19 protein-coding genes are annotated in these 19,518 nt (G+C 65.0%); 6 read left to right on the forward strand and 13 right to left on the reverse strand.

Annotation, left to right across the window (positions count from 1 at the left end; genetic code table 11):
* Nucleotides 1-2: 2 nt before the first annotated feature.
* The 12 genes from ACIQT2_RS07735 to ACIQT2_RS07790 form a co-directional block, all read right to left on the reverse strand.
* A complete protein-coding gene (locus tag ACIQT2_RS07735) occupies nt 3-476 on the reverse strand; it encodes a hypothetical protein (protein WP_402945166.1) in 474 nt (157 codons plus the stop codon).
* Nucleotides 469-996: a phage tail protein gene (locus tag ACIQT2_RS07740; protein ID WP_402945169.1), complete on the reverse strand. Its 528-nt coding sequence runs from the start codon at nt 994-996 to the stop codon at nt 469-471. Before ACIQT2_RS07740 ends, ACIQT2_RS07735 begins: the two co-directional genes overlap by 8 nt.
* The gene (locus tag ACIQT2_RS07745; protein WP_402945172.1) at nt 989-3,610 is read right to left on the reverse strand and encodes a baseplate J/gp47 family protein; all 2,622 of its coding nucleotides are present in this window, start codon (nt 3,608-3,610) and stop codon (nt 989-991) included. The genes ACIQT2_RS07740 and ACIQT2_RS07745 overlap by 8 nt, the downstream gene beginning before the upstream one ends.
* Nucleotides 3,607-4,041: a GPW/gp25 family protein gene (locus ACIQT2_RS07750; RefSeq protein WP_402945175.1), complete on the reverse strand. Its 435-nt coding sequence runs from the start codon at nt 4,039-4,041 to the stop codon at nt 3,607-3,609. Before ACIQT2_RS07750 ends, ACIQT2_RS07745 begins: the two co-directional genes overlap by 4 nt.
* Before the next feature lie 13 nt (nt 4,042-4,054).
* The gene (locus tag ACIQT2_RS07755) at nt 4,055-4,393 is read right to left on the reverse strand and encodes a hypothetical protein (protein ID WP_402945177.1); all 339 of its coding nucleotides are present in this window, start codon (nt 4,391-4,393) and stop codon (nt 4,055-4,057) included.
* A 7-nt stretch (nt 4,394-4,400) separates the two neighbouring features.
* Complete coding sequence (locus tag ACIQT2_RS07760) at nt 4,401-5,921, reverse strand: phage baseplate assembly protein V (RefSeq protein ID WP_402945179.1); 1,521 nt, start codon at nt 5,919-5,921, stop codon at nt 4,401-4,403.
* Nucleotides 5,918-6,676, reverse strand: coding sequence for a hypothetical protein (locus ACIQT2_RS07765; RefSeq protein ID WP_402945182.1), 759 nt, complete (start codon nt 6,674-6,676; stop codon nt 5,918-5,920). The genes ACIQT2_RS07760 and ACIQT2_RS07765 overlap by 4 nt, the downstream gene beginning before the upstream one ends.
* Before the next feature lies 1 nt (nt 6,677).
* Complete coding sequence (locus ACIQT2_RS07770) at nt 6,678-6,815, reverse strand: hypothetical protein (RefSeq protein ID WP_402945185.1); 138 nt, start codon at nt 6,813-6,815, stop codon at nt 6,678-6,680.
* Nucleotides 6,816-7,905: 1,090 nt separating this feature from the next.
* Nucleotides 7,906-8,385 carry a phage tail protein gene (locus ACIQT2_RS07775; protein ID WP_397323589.1) on the reverse strand — a complete coding sequence of 160 codons (480 nt, stop codon included), beginning with the start codon at nt 8,383-8,385 and terminating at the stop codon, nt 7,906-7,908.
* A 1-nt stretch (nt 8,386) separates the two neighbouring features.
* Nucleotides 8,387-9,628, reverse strand: a complete 1,242-nt coding sequence (locus ACIQT2_RS07780) for a phage tail sheath family protein (protein ID WP_402945188.1) — start codon at nt 9,626-9,628, stop codon at nt 8,387-8,389.
* A 32-nt stretch (nt 9,629-9,660) separates the two neighbouring features.
* Nucleotides 9,661-10,323: a hypothetical protein gene (locus ACIQT2_RS07785; RefSeq protein ID WP_397323587.1), complete on the reverse strand. Its 663-nt coding sequence runs from the start codon at nt 10,321-10,323 to the stop codon at nt 9,661-9,663.
* A gap of 206 nt (nt 10,324-10,529) precedes the next feature.
* Nucleotides 10,530-12,110, reverse strand: coding sequence for an alkaline phosphatase D family protein (locus ACIQT2_RS07790; RefSeq protein WP_402945191.1), 1,581 nt, complete (start codon nt 12,108-12,110; stop codon nt 10,530-10,532).
* Between the two features lie 164 nt (nt 12,111-12,274).
* Between ACIQT2_RS07790 and ACIQT2_RS07795 the strand changes: the two genes are divergently transcribed.
* Nucleotides 12,275-12,970 (forward strand): DUF1016 N-terminal domain-containing protein, encoded by a 696-nt coding sequence (locus ACIQT2_RS07795; protein ID WP_402945194.1) that lies wholly within the window; start codon nt 12,275-12,277, stop codon nt 12,968-12,970.
* Between the two features lie 45 nt (nt 12,971-13,015).
* Nucleotides 13,016-13,945 (forward strand): Abi family protein, encoded by a 930-nt coding sequence (locus tag ACIQT2_RS07800; RefSeq protein ID WP_402945636.1) that lies wholly within the window; start codon nt 13,016-13,018, stop codon nt 13,943-13,945.
* 13 nt (nt 13,946-13,958) lie between these two features.
* Here the strand turns inward: ACIQT2_RS07800 and ACIQT2_RS07805 are convergent, their stop codons facing one another.
* Nucleotides 13,959-14,891, reverse strand: coding sequence for an NAD-dependent epimerase/dehydratase family protein (locus tag ACIQT2_RS07805; RefSeq protein ID WP_402945197.1), 933 nt, complete (start codon nt 14,889-14,891; stop codon nt 13,959-13,961).
* Nucleotides 14,892-15,025: 134 nt separating this feature from the next.
* Between ACIQT2_RS07805 and ACIQT2_RS07810 the strand changes: the two genes are divergently transcribed.
* The 4 genes from ACIQT2_RS07810 to dnaK all read left to right on the forward strand — a co-directional run bounded on the left by ACIQT2_RS07810 (nt 15,026) and on the right by dnaK (nt 19,516).
* On the forward strand, nt 15,026-15,745 hold the full coding sequence (locus tag ACIQT2_RS07810; RefSeq protein WP_402945199.1) for a TetR/AcrR family transcriptional regulator: 720 nt from the start codon (nt 15,026-15,028) through the stop codon (nt 15,743-15,745).
* Nucleotides 15,746-15,767: 22 nt separating this feature from the next.
* The gene (locus ACIQT2_RS07815; protein WP_402945202.1) at nt 15,768-16,568 is read left to right on the forward strand and encodes an oxygenase MpaB family protein; all 801 of its coding nucleotides are present in this window, start codon (nt 15,768-15,770) and stop codon (nt 16,566-16,568) included.
* Entirely contained in the window at nt 16,561-17,457 is an 897-nt protein-coding gene (locus ACIQT2_RS07820; RefSeq protein ID WP_402945205.1) for a DUF817 domain-containing protein, read from the forward strand. Before ACIQT2_RS07815 ends, ACIQT2_RS07820 begins: the two co-directional genes overlap by 8 nt.
* A 190-nt stretch (nt 17,458-17,647) precedes the next feature.
* Nucleotides 17,648-19,516 carry a molecular chaperone DnaK gene (dnaK, locus tag ACIQT2_RS07825; protein WP_400271150.1) on the forward strand — a complete coding sequence of 623 codons (1,869 nt, stop codon included), beginning with the start codon at nt 17,648-17,650 and terminating at the stop codon, nt 19,514-19,516.
* The last annotated feature ends 2 nt before the right edge of the window (nt 19,517-19,518 follow it).

Below are 19,518 nucleotides of genomic sequence, written 5' to 3' on the forward strand. Positions count from 1 at the left end.
TGTCAGCCCGCTTCCTGCAGTTGCAGCACGCAGGCCCCTAGCGACCGGCACATGAGGCCCAACTGGCCGCCCGAGGTTCCAAACGTCAGGTCCACGGTCTTGCCGGGGCCGGAGTCCTGCTCCGCGCGTGTTCCCTGGATGAAGAGCGACACCGTGACCGGCTGCTGTGGAACCAGCCGTGCCCGCTTGGTGGGTGGTCCGAAGTAGAACAGGCCGCCACCGAATTCCTTCACCTCGAGCACGCAGGCTCCGGTGACGGTGAGCTGGGCGTCGGAGACGGAACAGGATCCGCCGCTCACCAACAAGTCCGCCCCCGTGAGTCGTCCCCCTGCAGCAGCCCCGGAGAAGCCTGCCTGCCAGTCACCAGCCGCGTTGTTGTTCCCGCCGCCGCAGCTCACCCCGAAGACCAGCACCAGGATGGCGATCACCCCACAGGCAAGGACAACCAGGATGGGTGTCCGGTTCTCCTTATTCATCGGGACCACCTGCTGGCCGCACCATGAGCTCATCCGTCACGTGCGCAGGCTTCACGCCCTTGACGATCCTGCCGACCAGTTCCAGCTGATCCGCGGCGGCAGCGGGAACCAAGACCTTGATATGGAAGGTACCCGGCACGGATTCGACGTCGAACCCCGGGACTCCCGTGGCCAGATGAAGGAAACGGGTGAGCCCGTCCACGGTGCCACGGCGGGCAGACAACTGTGCTGCCGCAGCAATCAAGTCCCGCTGCCGGGCGACGGGGATGCTGCCGGAGCGCGAACTTTCGGGCCCCGGCAAGGTCAGCCAGTCCAGGTCCACCCAGCGGGACAGGAACGGTATCAACGACGCCGGTGCCCGCCTTGGATCCGGAACGGTATGGATGACGTCCAAGACTTGCCGGACGGGTGCGTGCATGTCCTCTGCCACCGCGAGCAGTGCCTGCATGGGTGGGCTGGTGTCTGCCGCCACCTGGAACACTTCGGGCAGCACTCTCAGGAGTTTTGACGTCTCAGCCATTGCCGTGGACCACCTCGATCCGGTGGTCGCCCGAGCAGAACAGCCACGTGTCCGGAAGGGTGACGACGTCCTCCACTACCCGGCGGGTGCAGCTCTCCCAGGACACCGCACTGTCGGTGCTCCGATAGACGCCTTTGGGACCGGCAGCGAGTACCAATGCGGCTCCGTCCGGACCTACAGCCCCTGACACTGACCGCACGGGTTCGAACCGGGTACGGTCTCGCAAGGGCAGGTTGCAGTTCACGTCCGGGACACTCCATTGGGCCGACGCCTGCCCCAGCTGCAATCGAAGCACTCCGCCGCTCTGGGTGGCCGCGTAGGCCGCATTGCCCATCACATGCACACCCCAGCAACTGCCGCCGGTCCATCCCGTGCTGAACTGCTCCCAGGAATCCATGAACTCCTGGTCGAAATCAGTGCGGCCCAGTTCGTCGATCTTCAACCGCAGGCATCCCGTCCCGGTGCCCTCCGGCACTGCGCGGCCGAGCCACACATAGCTCGCGCCGCCGTCGTACTGGACCGTCAGGCAGCGGATGTCCTCGCCGGCCGCTTTGACCTGCTTGAAACTCCCGGCGGTCCCGGCATCGGGGGAAAGCCACACGCCGGCCGATGCTTCGGCCGCCACCACCACGCCGGTCCGGCCACGGATGTCCACCAGGGCGTCCACCGCATAGAAGCCACGGTCCGGCTGGCTCACATCCACCACGTTCTGGACCGGAATGGCGCCCTCGGTGACGGGAAGTTCGTACAGGCCGCGCTCGCCGGCCAGCAGGAGCAGCGGCTCTCCTTGGCGGTCCACCCAGCACAGATCCGCGACGACAAACCCCAGCTCAGCGGTTTTGCGCCACGATTCGCCAAGGTCGTCGCTGATGTAGACGCGCGACCCGGTGTCAGTAACAGTGCTGACGGCCACCATTCCGGGATGCCGTTCAGGCCCGGCCCGGCCGGGGGCCGGCGTACGGAAGGGCGCGATGGCCCGGACGGTTTCCTCCGACCCGGCAGCCGCATCTGCGGTGGTGAACTCCGCGCAGGCCTCCCAGCCGTCGGCGGCGTTGGTGGTCCGGAAGAGCATGCCGTCCTGCGCCACGAACCACGTATTATCCTGGCCCTCCGCCTGCACCAGTCCCACAGCGTCCGTGTCCGGAACCTTGTCCACTTCCAGGCGGACCCGGTCCACGTATTGCACTCCCGGCTCGGCTTCCTCCATGGCCCGGTAAAGGTTCGAGACGCGGAGGGGCTTGCCGAAACCTGAACCATATGACGACGAATCCGGGCTCAGCGGGCTGATGCCTTCAGACAGACGGCCCACGATCCGGGACTTCACGGCCTCGGCGTCCTCATCGGGACGAACAACGATCCGGGCGTCAACCAGCACCTGCTTGTAGAGGCCCCAGCGCACTACAGGCTCGGCGCCAACCGTGGACCGCCTGCGCAGGTATTTTTCCACGTCAGAGCGCACTTCGTCCCGCGCATGCGCATCAAGTTCTGCTGCCCTGAGGGGATGCGGGCCGGCGTCTCGGCCACCGGGGACGAACGGAACCAACACGATTTCAACTTCGCCGGCCTTCGCGAAGGCCCACAGGTCCCGGCGCGTGAAGGCACGGGCGCGGCCAACACCGGCGTGCCGTCTGGCCAGGACCTCGTAATCGCGGACAGTCACCGCCCGGTCCCGGGCCTGGAAATCCTGGGGAGCCCGACGCAACGCGTTCTCCAGGGACTCACCGTCCCGGCCACCAGTGGCAGGCTCCGGGTTGGTGACTTTCGCGCCGGGCACGGGTGTCCTCAGCACGGTCAACTGCCCTGCGCCCACGTTTCCGGATGCACCCCCGCCGCTGCGGAACCACGCGCGGACCTCGGCCCCCGGCCCCGGTACCAGCGCTTGCTCGGTCCGTCCTGCGGACTCCTCGTCCCACCAGGCGAACATGGCGACGCCGGCACTCCGGTCGATCCGCACCGGCACCTCCCCGGGACCCGCGTCCGCGAACGCCTCCACCTCTTGGCAGTACCGGAACGCCTTGCCATCAACCAGCACCGCCTCGCCGCTGCTCAGCCGCGTCCCCGCAGGAACTTCGACGGCGATTGCCAAGCCGGCGCCCGAAACGATCGGCGCATTCGGAATCACGAAACTTTGGCCGGGCCGGCCCGTTCCCGTCCCGATCGGGATGGCGTCATACATGGTGACGTCGGCTGCGGGGACCAGGACGCTGGCCTGGCCGGAAGCCAGGGTGGCTGCCGCCGTCGTCGTAAAGACCGGCTGGGGTGTGCCCGGAACGCCGGGTGGGCAACTGACCTGTGTACCGCGGGGGATGCGGATCTCCTGGTCGGTGTTTGCGGCCGAAGCCCTGCTGAATTCGAGCATGGTTTCCGCGCAACTCGGCGGATAGAGGGACGTGCCCAGCAGGTTCAGGTAGACGGCGTACAGCTTGTCCGGCACGCGGTTCAGCCGGTACATGAGGGTGTCGGTCAGGTACGCGAAGGCTTCCACGATGGTGATTCCGGGATCGTGCACGGAGAGGTCGGTCCATTCGGGGGCGATCTGCTGGATCCGTTCGCGAGCGCCGGCAACCAAGTCCGCGAAGCTCCGGTCATCCAGGTTGGGGACGGGAAGGCTCATGCTGCACCTCCGGATTCCACGGGCAAGGCGATGACGATTTCGTCCTCAAGCTGGGACGTCCTGACCCGGTACTTCAGCCTGACCTCAAGGATCTCCGCGCTCTCGGGCGATCTCGACGCGTCCAGGGACAGGACCGTGATGCGGCGCTCCCACTGTTCCACGGCCTTGGCCACGTAGTGGATCGCGAGTCCGGCGGTGGTGTCATCGGCAGGAGCGAACGCGAGGCGGAACAAGTGGCAGCCGTACGTCGGGCGGTTCACGCGCTCGCCCGGGCGCGTGCTCAGCAGGAGCAGGAGGGCCTGCCGGACCGAGGCGGCGTCCGTGACAATGGCCAGCCTGCCCGCCGGGGTGATCCTGAGCCCGGGCAGCCCGGCGGTGGCGTCGAAGTCCGGGTGGATGAAGGCCAGGGACTTGTAGCGCGGGGCGCTCACGATGTTCTTCCTGTCATGAGCCGGCCTCCACGAACGTCTGCCTGGGCCGTCGGACGTTGTACTTCACCGCGCCCGGAGGCGTCCCGTCGGTGAAGCCCTCCACAGTGTCCAGGCACACGGCTTTGCCGCCGATTTTGATGAACGTTGAATACCCCTTGGTCACGGGCAAGGTCTTGTTGCAGGGCTTGATGTTGATGCCGATATTCGGGCACATGCTGATGTCCCGGCCCTGTGGATCCGTGGCTACCAGGATCGCGGACTCCTTGATACGAACCCATTCCTGTGAGGGGATGTTTTCCACCTTGCCGTCGTGCCCGCAACGCAGGATTGCTTCCTTGACCAGGATTTTCATGGTGTCTTCAGGCCTCCTCGAAGTCGACGGTCTTCGCGCGGATTTTCATAGCCTTGCCGGGCGCTTCCAGCACAAGGTCAGTGGCCGCGGTAATGCGGAGCTTGTCCGGCCCCAGTTCCACCGAGGAACCGTGGCCGTCCGTGAAGCTGACGGTGCGGGCACCGCCGTCGAGCATCACTTGCTGGCCACCAGCGGTCCGGAAGGTGTAGCGGCTGTGCCGGGGCGTCCCTACGTTATGGTCCGGAGGCTGTTCGCGGCCGTAGAGACCGCCGAGGACGATTGCCTGGGCGGGATCGCTCGCCGGGAGCAGCACCAGGACGGCGTCGCCCGGAGCGGGGGTGGCCACGAGCCCCTTGTCCGGACCCGCAGCGGGTGTGAGGACCGGCGCCCACGCGGTGTGGAGGTCAGGAAAGGCCGGTAGCCGGACCTGCGTCCGTGCCCGCGCTTCGGGATCCTCGGTGTCCACGACGATCCCGAGCGTGAACACATCAGGCCTCCGTTCCGGTGCAGAGGTGGGCGGCCGGGTGGTCACTGTAGTTTCGTACCCCGTTCCGTCCAGCCGGTGCGCGGCGCTCGCGATCAGGTACGTGCCCTCGATATTCGAAGCAACGCCCGCGATCCTGACCCTGCCGCCAGCCCGGAGCCTGGGATTGCCCTCTGCGACGAAAATACCGGTCACCTGCCCGGCCATCCGGAGGTCCAACTCCGCTTGGGCCAAACCGTCCGCGAGCGCAGCGTTGTCCAGGAGTTCGTTGTCCCTCCGGACTGGTCCGCCTGCACCCACGCTGGCCAGGCCCGGGTCGGCAGAGACGCTGGCCTTGGCGTTGGAGGTGCTGGTTGTTGCCTCATGGGTGGATGCGTCCTCCGCGCGCCAGCCGTTGCTTGCGGCACTGGCGAAGGCAGGTTCCTGGCTGAGTTCGATCTCGGCCGAGTGAAGCGTGGAGCCGAGCATGAGGTCCACGGGTTCGCCGTCGCCGTCGAGCCCGGTGAGGGTCAGCGTGCCGTCGTGGACCACGGGATAGGTGCCAACGCGGGCGCTTTGTTCCACGAGCAGGCTGAGGTCCGTTCGGGCGCATTGGTAGACGTTGCCCAGGCGCTCGCCGCCGCCCACCACGTTCAGTCCTGTCCCGTCGCAGAGGGTCTTGGCCAGGGTGGCAAGGTCCGTATCGGAGTGCAGCCGCGTGAATTGGCGTTTCCTCAGCCGGTGTAAAGCATCGTAGGCCCGGACGCGGATTTCCTGGCCAAGGTCCGCCCCGTAGCTGTACTCCACCACCGTGACCTCACCCGCGAAGAGCGCCGTACGTTGGCCGCCAAGTTCCACCCGGAGGGCGTCGCCGGGCGCGGGGTCCACTCCGCCCCGGGCTGCGGCTGTCCGGCCCGGCCCCGGACGCCAACTGATGAGGCATTGGGCAGGCCTCGCCAGGGAACTGAGCACGTTGACGGACACGATGGCTGCGGTCTCCGCGGTGCTGAGCCTGCGCCGGCCGAGCGTGACGATGAGCTCGGGAAGGCCCTGGAGTTGCCTCATGGCGCCTCACCGACCGGCGGGACAGCGAGGGGTCCATTGAAGTGGGCGGGGTCGTCGATGTTGTTGTACTCCAGGAGCAGCTTCCAGAGCAGGGGTGTGCCGAACGCTTCAATGGAAAGCCGCCCCAACTCAGCCGGCGGCACCTCGGGAAGGAGGTCACCGCCGTCGGGCATTGGCATGTCCCGGTCGGTGCTGCCGTCGCCGGTGACCTGAAGGGTGTCCACTGGCGGGGCCGTCAGGTCCACGGCGGGGAGGCGCTGGGCAAGCTCGTAGTTCTCGCCGCCTTCCTCATCCGAGGCCTGGCCAACCCGCACGAACACCATCCGCATCCATGAGCGCAGGGGTGAACCGTCGGGCGCGAAACGGTCGAAGCGCTCCGCCACTTCCGTGACGATACCCGGCACGTTCCACGCGCGTCCCCAGACAAAACGGACCGACGGCGGCCGACGTTGCCGCTCCACTTCGGCGCTGTTTTCCGCGAGCGCCCAAATGGGCCGGGTCATCTGCCGCACGTCCTGCACATGGAGCGACGCCGGCGCGAGGTCGACGTCGAACAGGAGATCCAGCCGCAATTCGGTGTGGCCGCCGCCGGTGAAGAGGAGGGGGTCGTCCGCCAACCCGGTGCCGCTGAGCTTGCCGCCCGCGCTCCTTCGCGGCTCCACGCCGGCCGTGCGTTGCATCACGACCGTCTCGGGGTTCAGCAAGCAGCCGAGGTGTTCCCCGGTGTCCTCGATCAGGAAGGCGACCCGTTCCATGTCAGACCGCCTGCTGTTCTTGGTCCAGGCGGGATTGGCGGGCGATGGTCTGGGTCAGGGCGCTGGCTGGGTGTGCTTGCTGGAGTGTGGGCCTGGGCGCGAGTTCGGGCCAGGTGCCTTGCAGCGCGGGAGCTGGCATGTGTGCGGTGGAGTGGGTGCGGTTTGGCTGGCGTTGACTGTGTTGCTGGGCCTGCTCTGCGCTCTTTGGTGGTTGGTTGGGGCGCAGGGCGGGCCTCGCAACGGGAGTGTTGGTGGGCGCTTGGGGTGTTTCGGGCTGGGATGGTGTGCGCAGCCTGATGGCCGGAGTTCGCTGTGGGGCCTGCTCTGCGTCTTCTGGGTGCTCCGAAGCACGTACAGCGGGGGCAGCAACCGGAGTCCCTGCGGGGGCTTGGGGTGTTTCGGGTTGGGATGGTGTGCGAAGCCGCAGGGCAGGTGTCCGTTGAGGGGCCTGCTCTGCGTCTTCTGGGTGCTCCGAAGCACGTACAGCGGGGGCAGCAACGGAAGTCCCTGCGGGGGCTTGGGGTGTTTCGGGTTGGGATGGTGTGCGAAGCCGCAGGGCAGGTGTCCGTTGAGGGGCCTGTTCTGCGTTCATTGGATGCTCGGAAGCACGCATAGCGGGCCCCGCAACGGGAGGCGCCTGGGTGCGAACGACGCGTGGGGCCTGCTGTGCGCTCTTTGTTGGCTGGTTGGGGCGCAGAGCGGGCCCAGCAAGGGGAGTGCTTGTGGGCGCTTGGGGTTCTTCGGGGTGGGATGGTGTGCGCAGCCGCAGGGCAGGAGTTTGTTGTGGGGCCCGCTCTGCGTGGAATGTTGGTTCGGGAGGGCGCATAGCGGGCCCAGCAACGGGAGTGGGTTCGTGTTGTGGGGTCCTCTTTGCGCGCCAAAGTCGGCGGAAAGCACGCAGAGCGGGCCCGACAACGGGAGCAGGCCTCGCAGCGGAGGCGGGGGAGGCGGGGGCAGCGGAGGTGGGGGCAGCGGGCGGGGCCAGTCCTGCATCCCGCAGCAACGCAACCCAATGCTCGGGCGCGCCGTCGAGGTCGAAGCCGCGGGCCGCCGTCGTGCCTTCCTCAAAGAACCCCGACGCGGGACCCCCGCCGGACACCTCGCTGGCACCCGTCGCCGGGCCCAGGCTGGCATCAGGCGCCCAGGCGGCGTCAGAACCGCGAACCGGCTCCACCCATGCGGCCACGCGGCGCAACCGTCCGGCCAGTGCCCGCCGCCAAGAAAAGGGGTCAGGCGACGGGAGCGCGGGCATCGTCGAGCTCCAGGCGGTCGTACGCGATGCTCAGGGTTTCGATCGCGAGGTCCTTCCCCAGCGCATCGAGGGGTGCTCCGAACCAGTCGCACGGCCAGGCGCCCAGGAGGTTCCAGCGCCGGACTTCCGCGGAACCGGCATCGTTGAGCATGGCGATGGACACGTTGCGCCGTTCCACCGTCCCGTTCACTGCTTTGAAAAGCCACTGCAGCATTTCCGTGGAATCGGTCAGGCCGTACTTCAACGTGACGGGCGTGTATTCGACTTGGCCGGGGATGACCCGGACGGTGCTGTTTTCGCCGCCGGAACGGTAGAGAATGCGGCCGATTTTCAGGCCCAGACCCTCGACGTTGGTGAAATGTCCTTGCACCACGCCCTGGATCACGAGCTTGAAGTTGTACGCGCGGTACGGGTCCACCACGTTTCCGGGTTGGGCTGCAGGGGTTGGGGTGCTCATGTCAGGCTCCTGCGTTCTCGGTCTGGCTGGTGTTTTCGGCCGACTGCATGAGCTTGAAGATCACGAACTCGGCCGGTTTCACAGGCGCGATGCCAATCAGCGTGACCACTTGCCCGGCGTCGCGGACTTCGGGTGGGTTGGTTTCCTCGTCGCACTTGACGAAGAAGGCCTGTTGAGGAGTAGTCCCGAGCAGGGCGCCATCCCGCCAGACGTTGGTGAGGAACGCGCCAATGTCCCGCCGGATCGACTTCCACAGGGTGTGGTCGTTGGGTTCGAAGACCACCCAGCGCGTCCCGTCCGCCACGGATTCCTTAATCATGTTGGTCAGCCGCCGGACGTTCACGTAGCGGTATTCGCTGGCTTCGGGGGCCTTGGTCCGTGCACCCCACACACGGATGCCTTCGCCGGGGAAGTAGCGGATGCAGTTCACGCCCGCGGGGTTGAGGACCTCCTGCTCGCCCCGGCTCACGCGCCGCACCAGATCGAGCGCGCCCTGGATCGGTTCGTTGGCTGGCGCCTTGTGGACTCCGCGGGTGGCGTCAACACGCGCCCACACACCGGCGATATGGCCCGACGGCGGTTGGGTTACCTTCTGGCCGGAAACGGGGTCGATCATCACGATCCACGGAAAGTACAGCGCCGTGTAGCCCCCGGGTGATTGTGGGGCTCCCAGGTCTTCCTGGCCGTCCGCCTCGGGTGTGCTGTCGCTTTTCTTCGGAGACGAAGCCGAACCAGTGTCCTCCGGAACCCCGGACGTCGCCGCCCGGGTGAGCGCACCGACGTCGTCTATTTTCTCCAGCGTGTCCATGATGGCCATGCGGTCCTGGCGCAGCGGGTGTTCAACGTGTGCCTGCAATGCCGCGTAGGCTTCGGCGGTGGCGTAGCCGGGGGCTGCCACCATGGAAATGTCGTCCACGGCTTCGAAGAGCGTCAGTCCGTTCGGCGCCGAGGCGGTCCCGGTCAGGCTGCCGTCCGCCCCGATGTTCACCACATAGCAACGGCTTCCTCCGTTTGAGAAGAAGCCGTAGACAGCGTTGGAGAGGGGCGTCCCCGCAGCCGCGTTGCCGACGTATTGGTCCACGAACTGGGTCCAGTTGTCCAGTACGCGAAGTTCACCCACCAAGGCATTCTTGTCCGGTGCCAGGCCCACAAAGCCGGCGATGCTCGTGTTCACTTGCCCGATGGCTCGTGCGCCGCTGGGCACTTCCTGTACGTAAACGCCTGGCGCCTGATAGTTCGCCATGGTGCACTCCCTTTCCTACCCGCCAAGCGGGCTCAGGTCCACCGGATGATGACCGGCAGGCTGCTGGTGCTGGCCGAGACTTCCCGTTCAGTGCCGCGTACCGCTACGGCAAAGTGCTGGAGTTCGTCCGCCGAGGCCAGGACCTCAAAGTGGCCGGTCGCATCGCTGACGACAGCCGTGGCGGAGGAATGGGCGTGGATGTAGGCGTCGGGGATGCCTTTGTTGTGGACGTCCACCAAGCGTCCGTGGATGCGCCGGGCAACGCCGGTCTTGGCGATGAGTGGCTCCAGGACGGGTGGTCCGGAGGGTTCTTCGAAGCGCAGCGCGACGGGGATGCGGACCAGGAACCCGAGCCCGTCTTCGATGCTTTCCTGATACTCGCCGGGCCGATACTCGTTGCTGGAAACGATGGAGTACTGGCTGTGGCGCTCCACGGAAAGCAGGAGCCGTTCCATGTTGTCGAGTTGTTCGGGGCCGTGGCATTCGATGGCCACGCGCAGTTCGAGATCGAGTACGGGTCCGTCGCGGCGGGAACGGCCCACCCGGTTGAGGGCCACGGCGTGGACTACTACTGGAGCGTCGGGTGCCGGGACGCCTGCGGTGGGGGAGCCGTCGTCGAACCTGACGCGTTGGGGAGCGACGGCGTCGGAAAGGACCCCGAGAAGGTCGGACAGCGACGAACGCACATAGCCCACGGCAGAACCCCAGCGGTTAGGTGACCCACAAACGTAACTGGGAATAGGTTACTCCCGCTGTTGCCCGTAGTCACTGGGGAAACAGGGGTATCTCCATTCGTTTGAAAACGCCCGGCCCGGTACCCAACCAGGGGACAGCAAACGTTCCACTGAGCCGTGAATGGAGCAGGTGCTGTCCCCCAGTTGGGTGGGGTTCCCCGGACGGGTTAGGCCAGGCCGGGAACCCGATCGTTGATGGTGAAGGACTTCTTGGTGCTGACCGGTGCGCCGGGCCTGGTGACGTAGTCCAGCACGCGGAAATCCGCCGTCATGGAGTCCTTGGTGATGCGGGTGTTCACGTAGCCGCGGTTGTCGTTGTAGAACTTCAGGTGCGGGTTCCAGGCCATGGTCGGGTCCGTGGTTGAGCCGCTGCCATCGCCCGTGGACGTGATGGAGGAGCACACCAGTTCCGAACCGACCACCGGGGAAGCCGGATCCTTGTAATCCACCTTCAGGTCCGTGGCCCAGTGGCGGTGCACGTCGCCGGTAAGCACGACGGCGTTGCGCACCTTTGCGTCCACCCAACCCTGGGTGATGCGGCGGCGGGAGGCGGCGTACCCGTCCCAGCCGTCCATGGACACGTCGTCGACGTCGGACGCCTTGTCGCGGTCCCGCTCGGCGAAGAAGACCTGCTGGCCCAGGATGTCCCAGCGCTGTGTGGAGTTCCGGAAGCCGTCGAGCAGCCACTTTTCCTGTTCGGCGCCGGTGATGGTGCGGTTCTCGTCCAGGCGCTCGGCCACGTTCTTCCGCCAGCCATCACCGGCGAGCTGGTCGTCGCGGTACTGCCGGGTGTCCATCATGTGGAAGTTGGCCAGTTGGCCCCACTGGATGGTGCGGTAGATCTTCATGTCGAAGCCCGCCGGCAACGAGGACCGGCGCAGGGGCATGTTCTCGTAGTATGCCTGGAATGCCGCCGCCCGACGCTGCCGGAAGTGCTCGGTGGTGTCGTTGAGCTGGGCAGGGTCGCTGTTCTCCGGGATGTCGTCAGCCCAGTTGTTGTCCACCTCGTGGTCGTCCCACACCACCAGCCACGGGGCAATGGCATGGGCGGCCTGAAGGTCGGTGTCGGCCTTGTACTGTGCGTGCCGCTGGCGGTAGCCGGCCAGGTTGACCGTCTCCGGACCTTCGTGGTCGCGCGGGTTGCCGCCGCCGATCACGTAACTGCCCTTCTTGTATTCATAGAGGTAGTCGCCCAGGTGGAGCACCAGGTCCGGGTGGTCCTCCGCGAGGCGGGAGTAGGCCGTGAAGTAACCGTGCTCGTACTGGGCGCAGCTGGCAAAGGCCATGGCGAGGGCAGCCGGTGTTTCACCGGGGGCGGGGCTGGTGAGGGTACGTCCCACAGCGCTGACGTGGCGGCCCGTCCGGAACCGGTAGAAGTACTCGCGGCCCGGCTGGAGGCCTTTTACTTCGACGTGCACTGAGTCGGCGCTTTCGATCCGGGCATGTTCGACGCCGCGGGCTACTGTCCGGCGCATCGCCTGGTCCTCGGCCACCTCCCAGGCAACGGCGACGTTGCGGGACGGCATGCCGCCCAAGCCGTCTTCGGCCACGGGGTTTACAGCCAAGCGGGTCCACAGCACGAAGCCGTCCGGCCACGGCTCGCCGGAGGCGATACCGAGCGTGAACGGGTCGGCGCGGAGCCCGGCGTCGTCCGCTGTTGAAACGGCCACCGCATTGTTGGGGAGGGCGGCAACCAGGCCGGCGCCCAGACCGGCGGAAATGAGGGATCTGCGGGTGATGTTGTCCATGGCCTCGACGCTAAGGAACCTTCGTTGACAGACGTCGAGGGTGGTGTGAATGGGTGGTTAATTGTGTGACAAGAGCGGTAAATCCCAGGCGCCTGCGCGACGCCATTTCGTCTGTAAACTCCTGGTCGGCCATGAATGTCAGTGCCAGATGAGAGGCTCGACCCATGGAAGTCAATCCCAAAGTCATGACCGGCTTGCGCGTTCCGTCCTTACCCCAGATCGAGCCCGAGCTGCCGCGTGACTATGCGGCTGCACTCACGTCCCTCAAGGACCTCGTGCGTCAGGCGCAGTTCCGGGCCCAACGAGTGGTGAACACCGCCATGATCGAGCTGTACTGGAACATCGGACGGACGATCCTGGATCGGCAGGCCAACGAGGCGTGGGGCAGCAAAACCTTGGACAGACTGGCGCGTGACCTGCGCTCGGAATTCCCACATATGAAGGGATTTTCCCGGACCAATGTCTACAACATGCGCGCGTTCGCGGCCGCGTGGACCGGTCCTGAACCAATCGTCCAGACACCGTCTGGACAATTGAGTTGGAGCCACAACGTCACGCTCCTGAACAAAGTCAGGAACCACGATCTGCGGCGTTGGTATGCGTCCAAAGCCGTCCAAAACGGTTGGTCCGTTGCGGCTCTTGAACACCAAATCCTCACCGGCCTCCACACTCGCACCGGCGCCGCGCCCAACAATCTCGAAGCCCTCCTGCCCGGTTCACAGGTAAATGTGTTACGTTCTACCCATCAGACATTGCCCCCCTCTGAGCTTCGGCTCAAGGGGGCAATTTTCGTTAACGGGACGAGTCGGCGAAGTGTGGAGTACACCAAGGAATTCAAAGAGCGCGAAGAGTTGCTTTAACATCTGGAGGACCGTGGTCTGGCAGTTCCTGACCGCGATACAGCGCTGACGTTCCTTAGCCGGGTAGGCTACTTCCGGTCGGGTGCGTACCGATACATCTTTCGACGACTTCTTCCGGCCCACGAAGTCGACATCAGACTCCACCAGTACCGTTCGGATGACTACATCCCCGGCGCAAGTATCGACCATGTCATGGCGTTGGAAGCGTTCGATTTCAAACTCGCCCGCGTCTGCCAAGAAGGCCTGATGGACTTCGAAGTTCGTCTGAGGGCTGCGATTGCCCATACCCTCGCGGCGAAGGATGTGGCCGCACATGCGTCCAAGAGGTTCCTTGATGAGCACAATTGTGATCGGCCCGCGGGAGGTCGCACGAAGTTTGAGGCATGGACCTCCACCTGGCGGGGCGCTGTCGGGGCAGCGGCAGAAGACGAAGATTTCCTCAAGCATCACTTGCTGAAGTATCCGCAGCAAGAGGTCCCTATCTGGGCCGTCACCGAGGTGCTGAGCTTCGGAAATTTGCCGTATCTCTTTGAATTGATGCAGACACCTGATGCTCGCGAGGTAGCGCGCATGTTTGGGTTCGCCCACCCGCGGCGCTTCGGTGCAGTGCTCCGGATGATGGTCGACTTCCGGAACGCGTCTGCGCACGGCTCCCGGCTTTTCAATCGGGCTTTCAAAAGGGCTATCTCGCTCAAGGAGCACGACACCATCGGCGCCTTTTTGGCACATCTGACTCGACCTGACTTTACGGCCACGCCCAAAGCACATCAGAGACTCTACATTTATGCTGCAACCCTGGCTTTCATGCTTCGGTCGCACTCCGGCGGAACCAATTGGCACCTGACCTTTGGAACCCACATTAAGAAGTTGGATATCAGGCTTCGCGCCCCAGGTGGGGCTGAACTCCTTTCTCCGTACGTAAGCATGGGATTTCCCGAGGACTGGCAGAACTTGGCATTATGGCAGTCGCAGTGACATCGAGCAGGTTTTAAGCCAGCGTCGCGCGCTTCGCCTGCCACCACGCCACTGTTGCCGCCGCTGCATCCGGGAGGGGAGTCGGGTCCAGGCCAAGGAGCTTTTGGCTCTCACTCGAGTCCATGACGAACGGCCGCTCGAACTGGTACAGCATCTCGGCCAGTTCCCGCATGTCCGTGGCGAAAACGCCGGCGACACGCAAGACCCAGCCGGGGATCGCGCTCACCTTCGGTGTCCCAACTTCCGCCGCAGCAGCGTAGGCGCCGGCAAGTGCGCGCTGGGTCGTCGCCGGACCAGTCGGCGCGTGAAGCACACGGTTCCACAGCTCGGGCCTTTGGGCCGCAGCAATCATGGCCGCGGCCAGGTCGGGGACGAAGGTAAAGGAGTGCGGCTGGTCCGCGCTGCCCAGCACCTGGACCGTCTTGCCCGCCAGGACCAGTGGCACCATGCGCTCGCCGGCGTGGGCCATCATGACCCGCGGCCCGAAGAAGTCGCCCGCCACCACACTGGCGGTGTTGGCCGAGTGCGCCTCCCGCGCCTTCAATAGCGAGGTACGGACGCCACGCTTACCGCCGGTCGCCTCGCGTGGGCCGGTTTCCGTCATGACGCTGTCGGGCTCGCTGTAGGAGTAGAGGCTTTCAGGAAAAACGACGACGGCGCCCGCGGCTGCCGCGGCATCCATCACCACCCGCTCGGCTTCAGGAAGTTCAGCTGCCCATTCCTTTGCGCGGTACTTGGAACCGTGAATGCAATGGAAGATCGCCTGCGCGCCGCGAACTGCTTCGCTGAACTGAGCGGCGTCAGAGGCGTCTCCGCGCACGCGTTGGATCAGGGGATGCTCCGGTCCGCTGCCTGATCTGGTGACCACCCGGACCTCGTTCCCTTGCATGGCGAGAGTTTCAGCCACGGTCCATCCAACGGGTCCTGCTCCGGTGACGACGTACATGGGGTTCCTTTCCTGGCTTCCTGTGAAATAGAGAGCAGTGCTCTCATGGATTCAGAATGAACCCGCGCCGCCCTAAAGTCAAGAGCACTGCTCTCTTTTGTTGACCCCGCTCTCAAATGTGGCAAGCTGTTCCCATGTCGCCAACAGCCAAAGTGAAGCCGACCACGCCCAGGCAGCGCGCCCGCGCCCAGACCATCGCCGACATCGTCCGACTCGGCAGGGAACATCTGGCCACACATGGAGCTGCCGCACTTTCCCTTCGCGCAGTTGCCCGCGACCTTGGAGTGGTCTCCTCGGCCGTTTACCGCTACGTGGAGAGCCGCGACGAATTGCTGACCCTCCTCCTCATCGATGCCTACAACGATCTCGGTGACGAGGTAGACGCGGCGGTGGACTCCGCCGGCGGACAGGACTTCGCGGGGCAGTTCCAAGCGTTGGGCATGGCCGTCAGGAGATGGGCGCTCCGGGAACCGTCAAGGTACGCACTCCTGTTCGGCAGCCCCGTCCCCGGATACCGAGCCCCTGGGGAGCGCACCACGGTGCCCGGCACCCGGGTCATTGTGCGCCTCGTCGGGATTTTCGACGCCGCGTACCGGGCCGGTGCGTTGACAGCGGCGGTGCCTCCCGCCGTCGTAATTCACCCCAAGCTCGCGGGGGACTTGGCGAGAATCCGTTCGGAGATGGGGCTGGCGGCACCGGATGCGTCGCTCGCGAGGGGTGTGCTCGTGTGGACATCGTTGTTTGGGGCGGTCAGTTTTGAGGTGTTTGGCCAGTACGGCGCGGACACCTTTGCCGCCCGCGATGAACTCTTCGAACACCAGCTGGCTGTCCTGCAGGGAGTCGCCGGGCTGTAGGCGGCGGAAGTAGAGTATTCGGATGGCTCGTGGACTGGCAGATATCGGGGCGGAGGGCGTCCTGCTCGCCGGTGCCGGGCGTGCCATTCTCCTGCAGATCGCCGACCCGCGGGTAGGTCACGGCGTGGCGAACCACAGCAATTTCGTCGACCGTCCGCAGGACCGGCTCAAGGCCACGCTGACTTACGTCTACGCCGTGGTGTACGGGACCGAGGAGCAGGTCGCCGCTGTCCGCCGCGCGGTCAATCGGGCCCATGCCCCGGTCCGGAGCGCGGCCGATGGCAAGTCCAAGGGCTATAACGCCTTCGATGCCTCATCACAGCTCTGGGTGGTGGCCACCCTCTACAACACGGCGCTCACTGTCTACGAGCAGGTCCATGGCACGCTCGACGACGAGACCGCGGACCTCATGTACCAGGACTACGCCCGGATCGGCACAGCCCTGCAGCTTCCGGCGGACATGTGGCCAGCGGACCGTGCGGCGTTTGCCGAGTACTGGAGCGCGCAGATGGCGGTGCTGCGGCCGGACGATAAGGCACGGAAGATCGCCCGCGACTTGCTCTATCCGGTGGGCGGTCCGGCCCTCATGCGCCTCGTGATGCCCGTTGCCCGGTTCCTGACGGTTGGTCTGTTGCCGGACCATCTGCGGCAGGGGTTCGGATTCGATTGGACGCCGGTGCATGCCCGGCGTTTCGACCGTGCCATGCGTGTTGTGGGGCACGTGTATCCCCGTTTGCCGCAGCGGATCCGTCACTGGCCTCGGGATTATTGCCTGAGTACCCTGAAGCCGGCCCCGGCCCAGCGCGCGGTGCGGCATGCGTAATTCGACGTCGGTTGAACAGTCCATCGACCGGCTCGCCCACCGCTACCTGGACCGATCAGCCGGGCGTCTTCGGGCGGGACTCACGGAGTTCGTCGTCTTCGGCCTGAAGCAGGCGTGGGCCTGCGTTTTCGGAGCTTCCCTGCTGGCTGTGATCATTGCGGTGCGGCTCTGGTATCCCTCCGAGGCCGGCCTGGCCAGCAACGACTTCCTGACCCTCGCGGCCGTGGCCATCCAGATGTTGATGGTGGTCTTCCGGCTGGAGACCTTGCGTGAGCTTCGCGTGATCGTCCTGTTCCATGTGGTGGGGACGGTCATGGAGTTGTTCAAGACGGACGTCGGCTCGTGGTCCTATGAAGCGGAGGGCATCCTTCGAATTGGTGCGGTTCCCTTGTTCAGCGGCTTCATGTACGCGGCCGTGGGCTCCTACATGGTGCGGGTATTCCGGCTGTTTGACCTCCGTTTCGACCGCTACCCCAAGCGCTGGATCACGGCCCTCGTAGCTGCCGGGATCTACGTCAATTTCTTCTCGCACCACTACATCTTCGACTTCCGCTGGGTGCTGCTGGCCGCCGTCGTACTTGTCTACGGGCGGTGCGTGATGAACTACCGGGTGTTCCGCAAGCGCTTCCGGATGCCCATCCTGGTGTCGTTCCTGCTGGTGGCGCTGTTCATCTGGTTCGCGGAGAACATCGGCACGTGGTCCCGCGCCTGGCTCTACCCGAACCAGTTGAACGGGTGGCAGGCTGTCTCGATCGACAAGCTGCTGGCGTGGTTCCTGTTGATGATCATTTCGGTGGTGCTCGTGGCGTGGGTGTACAAGCCGGAGCCACCTGAGCAGTTCACCGTAGGCGAAACGAGCCCGGCATTCCGCGTAAACACTGGGAAGTAGGGACGTTGAGCCGCAAAGTTGAGCGTACCTCACTCAACTTTGGATTGACATCTTTTCGAGGCTGAGTACAGTTGAGTGCAGAACGCTCAACTAGCCGATTGTTGAGTGGGCTCCCGACAGCAAAACCGCCTTGGCGGAGAGTGCTGTTCGAGTGCAATCATCAACATCGGTCATTGAAAGGAAACAAGATATGTCACGTGCAGTAGGTATCGACCTCGGAACCACCAACTCCGTGGTCTCTGTTCTTGAAGGTGGCGAGCCCACCGTCATCGCCAACGCAGAAGGCGGCCGCACCACGCCGTCCGTCGTCGCGTTCTCCAAGTCCGGCGAAGTCCTGGTTGGCGAGATCGCCAAGCGCCAGGCCGTCAACAACATCGACCGCACCATTGCCTCCGTCAAGCGCCACATGGGCACCGACTGGACCGTCGCCATCGATGACAAGAAGTACACGCCGCAGGAAATTTCCGCGCGTATCCTCATGAAGCTTAAGAACGACGCCGAGAGCTACTTGGGCGAAAAGGTCACCGACGCTGTGATCACCGTTCCGGCCTACTTCAACGACGCCGAGCGCCAGTCCACCAAGGAAGCCGGCGAAATCGCGGGCCTCAACGTCCTCCGCATCGTCAACGAGCCCACCGCGGCTGCCTTGGCTTACGGGCTGGACAAGGGCAAGGAAGACGAACTCATCCTGGTCTTCGACCTCGGTGGCGGTACGTTCGACGTCTCCCTCCTCGAAGTTGGCAAGGACGAAGACAACTTCTCCACCATCCAGGTCCGCGCAACGGCCGGTGACAACCGCCTCGGTGGCGACGACTGGGACAACCGCGTCGTCGAATGGCTCTTGAGCCAGCTCAAGGTCAAGGGCATCGACCTCTCCAAGGACAAGATCGCCCTTCAGCGTCTCCGCGAAGCCGCAGAGCAGGCCAAGAAGGAACTGTCTTCCTCCACCAGCACCAACATCTCCCTCCAGTACCTGTCCGTCACCCCCGACGGCCCGGTCCACCTGGACGAGCAGCTCACCCGCGCCAAGTTCCAGGACCTCACCAAGGACCTGCTGGACCGCACCAAGAAGCCGTTCCACGACGTCATCGCTGAAGCCGGCATCAAGGTTTCGGACATCGACCACATCGTGCTCGTCGGTGGCTCCACCCGTATGCCTGCTGTCTCCGAGCTCGTCAAGGAACTCGCCGGCGGCAAGGAGCCCAACAAGGGCGTCAACCCGGATGAGGTTGTGGCCGTTGGTGCCGCACTCCAGGCCGGTGTACTGAAGGGCGAGCGCAAGGACGTCCTGCTCATCGACGTCACGCCGCTGTCCCTCGGCATCGAAACCAAGGGTGGCGTCATGACGCACCTCATCGAGCGCAACACGGCTATCCCCACCAAGCGTTCGGAGACCTTCACCACCGCTGACGACAACCAGCCGTCCGTGGCCATCCAGGTCTTCCAGGGCGAGCGTGAATTCACCCGCGACAACAAGCCGCTGGGCACGTTCGAACTGACCGGCATCGCCCCGGCACCGCGTGGCGTTCCGCAGGTCGAGGTCACCTTCGACATCGACGCCAACGGCATTGTGCACGTGTCCGCCAAGGACAAGGGCACTGGCAAGGAACAGTCCATGACCATCACCGGTGGCACGGCACTCTCCAAGGACGACATTGACCGCATGGTCCGCGAAGCCGAGGAACACGCTGCCGAGGACAAGGCACGCCGTGAAGCTACGGACACCCGTAACTCCGCTGAGCAGCTGGCCTACTCGGTGGAGAAGCTCATCGCCGAAAACGAGGACAAGCTGCCTGAAGAGGTCAAGACCGAGGTCAAGGCCGACGTCGACTCCCTCAAGTCTGCGCTCGAAGGCACCGACGACGCAGCCGTGAAGACGGCGTTTGAGAAGCTGCAGGCTTCCCAGACCAAGCTCGGCGAAGCCATCTACTCGCAGGCCGCAGCAGCCGACGCCCCGGGTGCCGGTGCTGAAGGTGCCTCCGCAGGTGCCGCCGGCGACAAGGCCGACGAGGACATCGTCGACGCCGAGATCATCGACGAAGACGAAGCGAAGAAGTAACC

Source organism: Paenarthrobacter sp. NPDC090522, from assembly GCF_044769225.1.
In the GTDB taxonomy this organism is placed as follows: domain Bacteria; phylum Actinomycetota; class Actinomycetes; order Actinomycetales; family Micrococcaceae; genus Arthrobacter.

Excerpts from the sequence above, each read along its gene's own strand:
- ACIQT2_RS07735 (WP_402945166.1), bottom strand. The coding sequence starts at position 476 with ATGAATAAGGAGAACCGGACACCCATCCTGGTTGTCCTTGCCTGTGGG.
- ACIQT2_RS07740 (WP_402945169.1), bottom strand. The coding sequence starts at position 996 with ATGGCTGAGACGTCAAAACTCCTGAGAGTGCTGCCCGAAGTGTTCCAG.
- ACIQT2_RS07745 (WP_402945172.1), bottom strand. The coding sequence starts at position 3,610 with ATGAGCCTTCCCGTCCCCAACCTGGATGACCGGAGCTTCGCGGACTTG.
- ACIQT2_RS07755 (WP_402945177.1), bottom strand. The coding sequence starts at position 4,393 with ATGAAAATCCTGGTCAAGGAAGCAATCCTGCGTTGCGGGCACGACGGC.
- ACIQT2_RS07760 (WP_402945179.1), bottom strand. The coding sequence starts at position 5,921 with ATGAGGCAACTCCAGGGCCTTCCCGAGCTCATCGTCACGCTCGGCCGG.
- ACIQT2_RS07765 (WP_402945182.1), bottom strand. The coding sequence starts at position 6,676 with ATGGAACGGGTCGCCTTCCTGATCGAGGACACCGGGGAACACCTCGGC.
- ACIQT2_RS07770 (WP_402945185.1), bottom strand. The coding sequence starts at position 6,815 with ATGCCAGCTCCCGCGCTGCAAGGCACCTGGCCCGAACTCGCGCCCAGG.
- ACIQT2_RS07775 (WP_397323589.1), bottom strand. The coding sequence starts at position 8,385 with ATGAGCACCCCAACCCCTGCAGCCCAACCCGGAAACGTGGTGGACCCG.
- ACIQT2_RS07780 (WP_402945188.1), bottom strand. The coding sequence starts at position 9,628 with ATGGCGAACTATCAGGCGCCAGGCGTTTACGTACAGGAAGTGCCCAGC.
- ACIQT2_RS07790 (WP_402945191.1), bottom strand. The coding sequence starts at position 12,110 with ATGGACAACATCACCCGCAGATCCCTCATTTCCGCCGGTCTGGGCGCC.
- ACIQT2_RS07795 (WP_402945194.1), top strand. The coding sequence starts at position 12,275 with ATGGAAGTCAATCCCAAAGTCATGACCGGCTTGCGCGTTCCGTCCTTA.
- ACIQT2_RS07805 (WP_402945197.1), bottom strand. The coding sequence starts at position 14,891 with ATGTACGTCGTCACCGGAGCAGGACCCGTTGGATGGACCGTGGCTGAA.
- ACIQT2_RS07810 (WP_402945199.1), top strand. The coding sequence starts at position 15,026 with ATGTCGCCAACAGCCAAAGTGAAGCCGACCACGCCCAGGCAGCGCGCC.
- ACIQT2_RS07815 (WP_402945202.1), top strand. The coding sequence starts at position 15,768 with ATGGCTCGTGGACTGGCAGATATCGGGGCGGAGGGCGTCCTGCTCGCC.
- ACIQT2_RS07820 (WP_402945205.1), top strand. The coding sequence starts at position 16,561 with ATGCGTAATTCGACGTCGGTTGAACAGTCCATCGACCGGCTCGCCCAC.
- dnaK (WP_400271150.1), top strand. The coding sequence starts at position 17,648 with ATGTCACGTGCAGTAGGTATCGACCTCGGAACCACCAACTCCGTGGTC.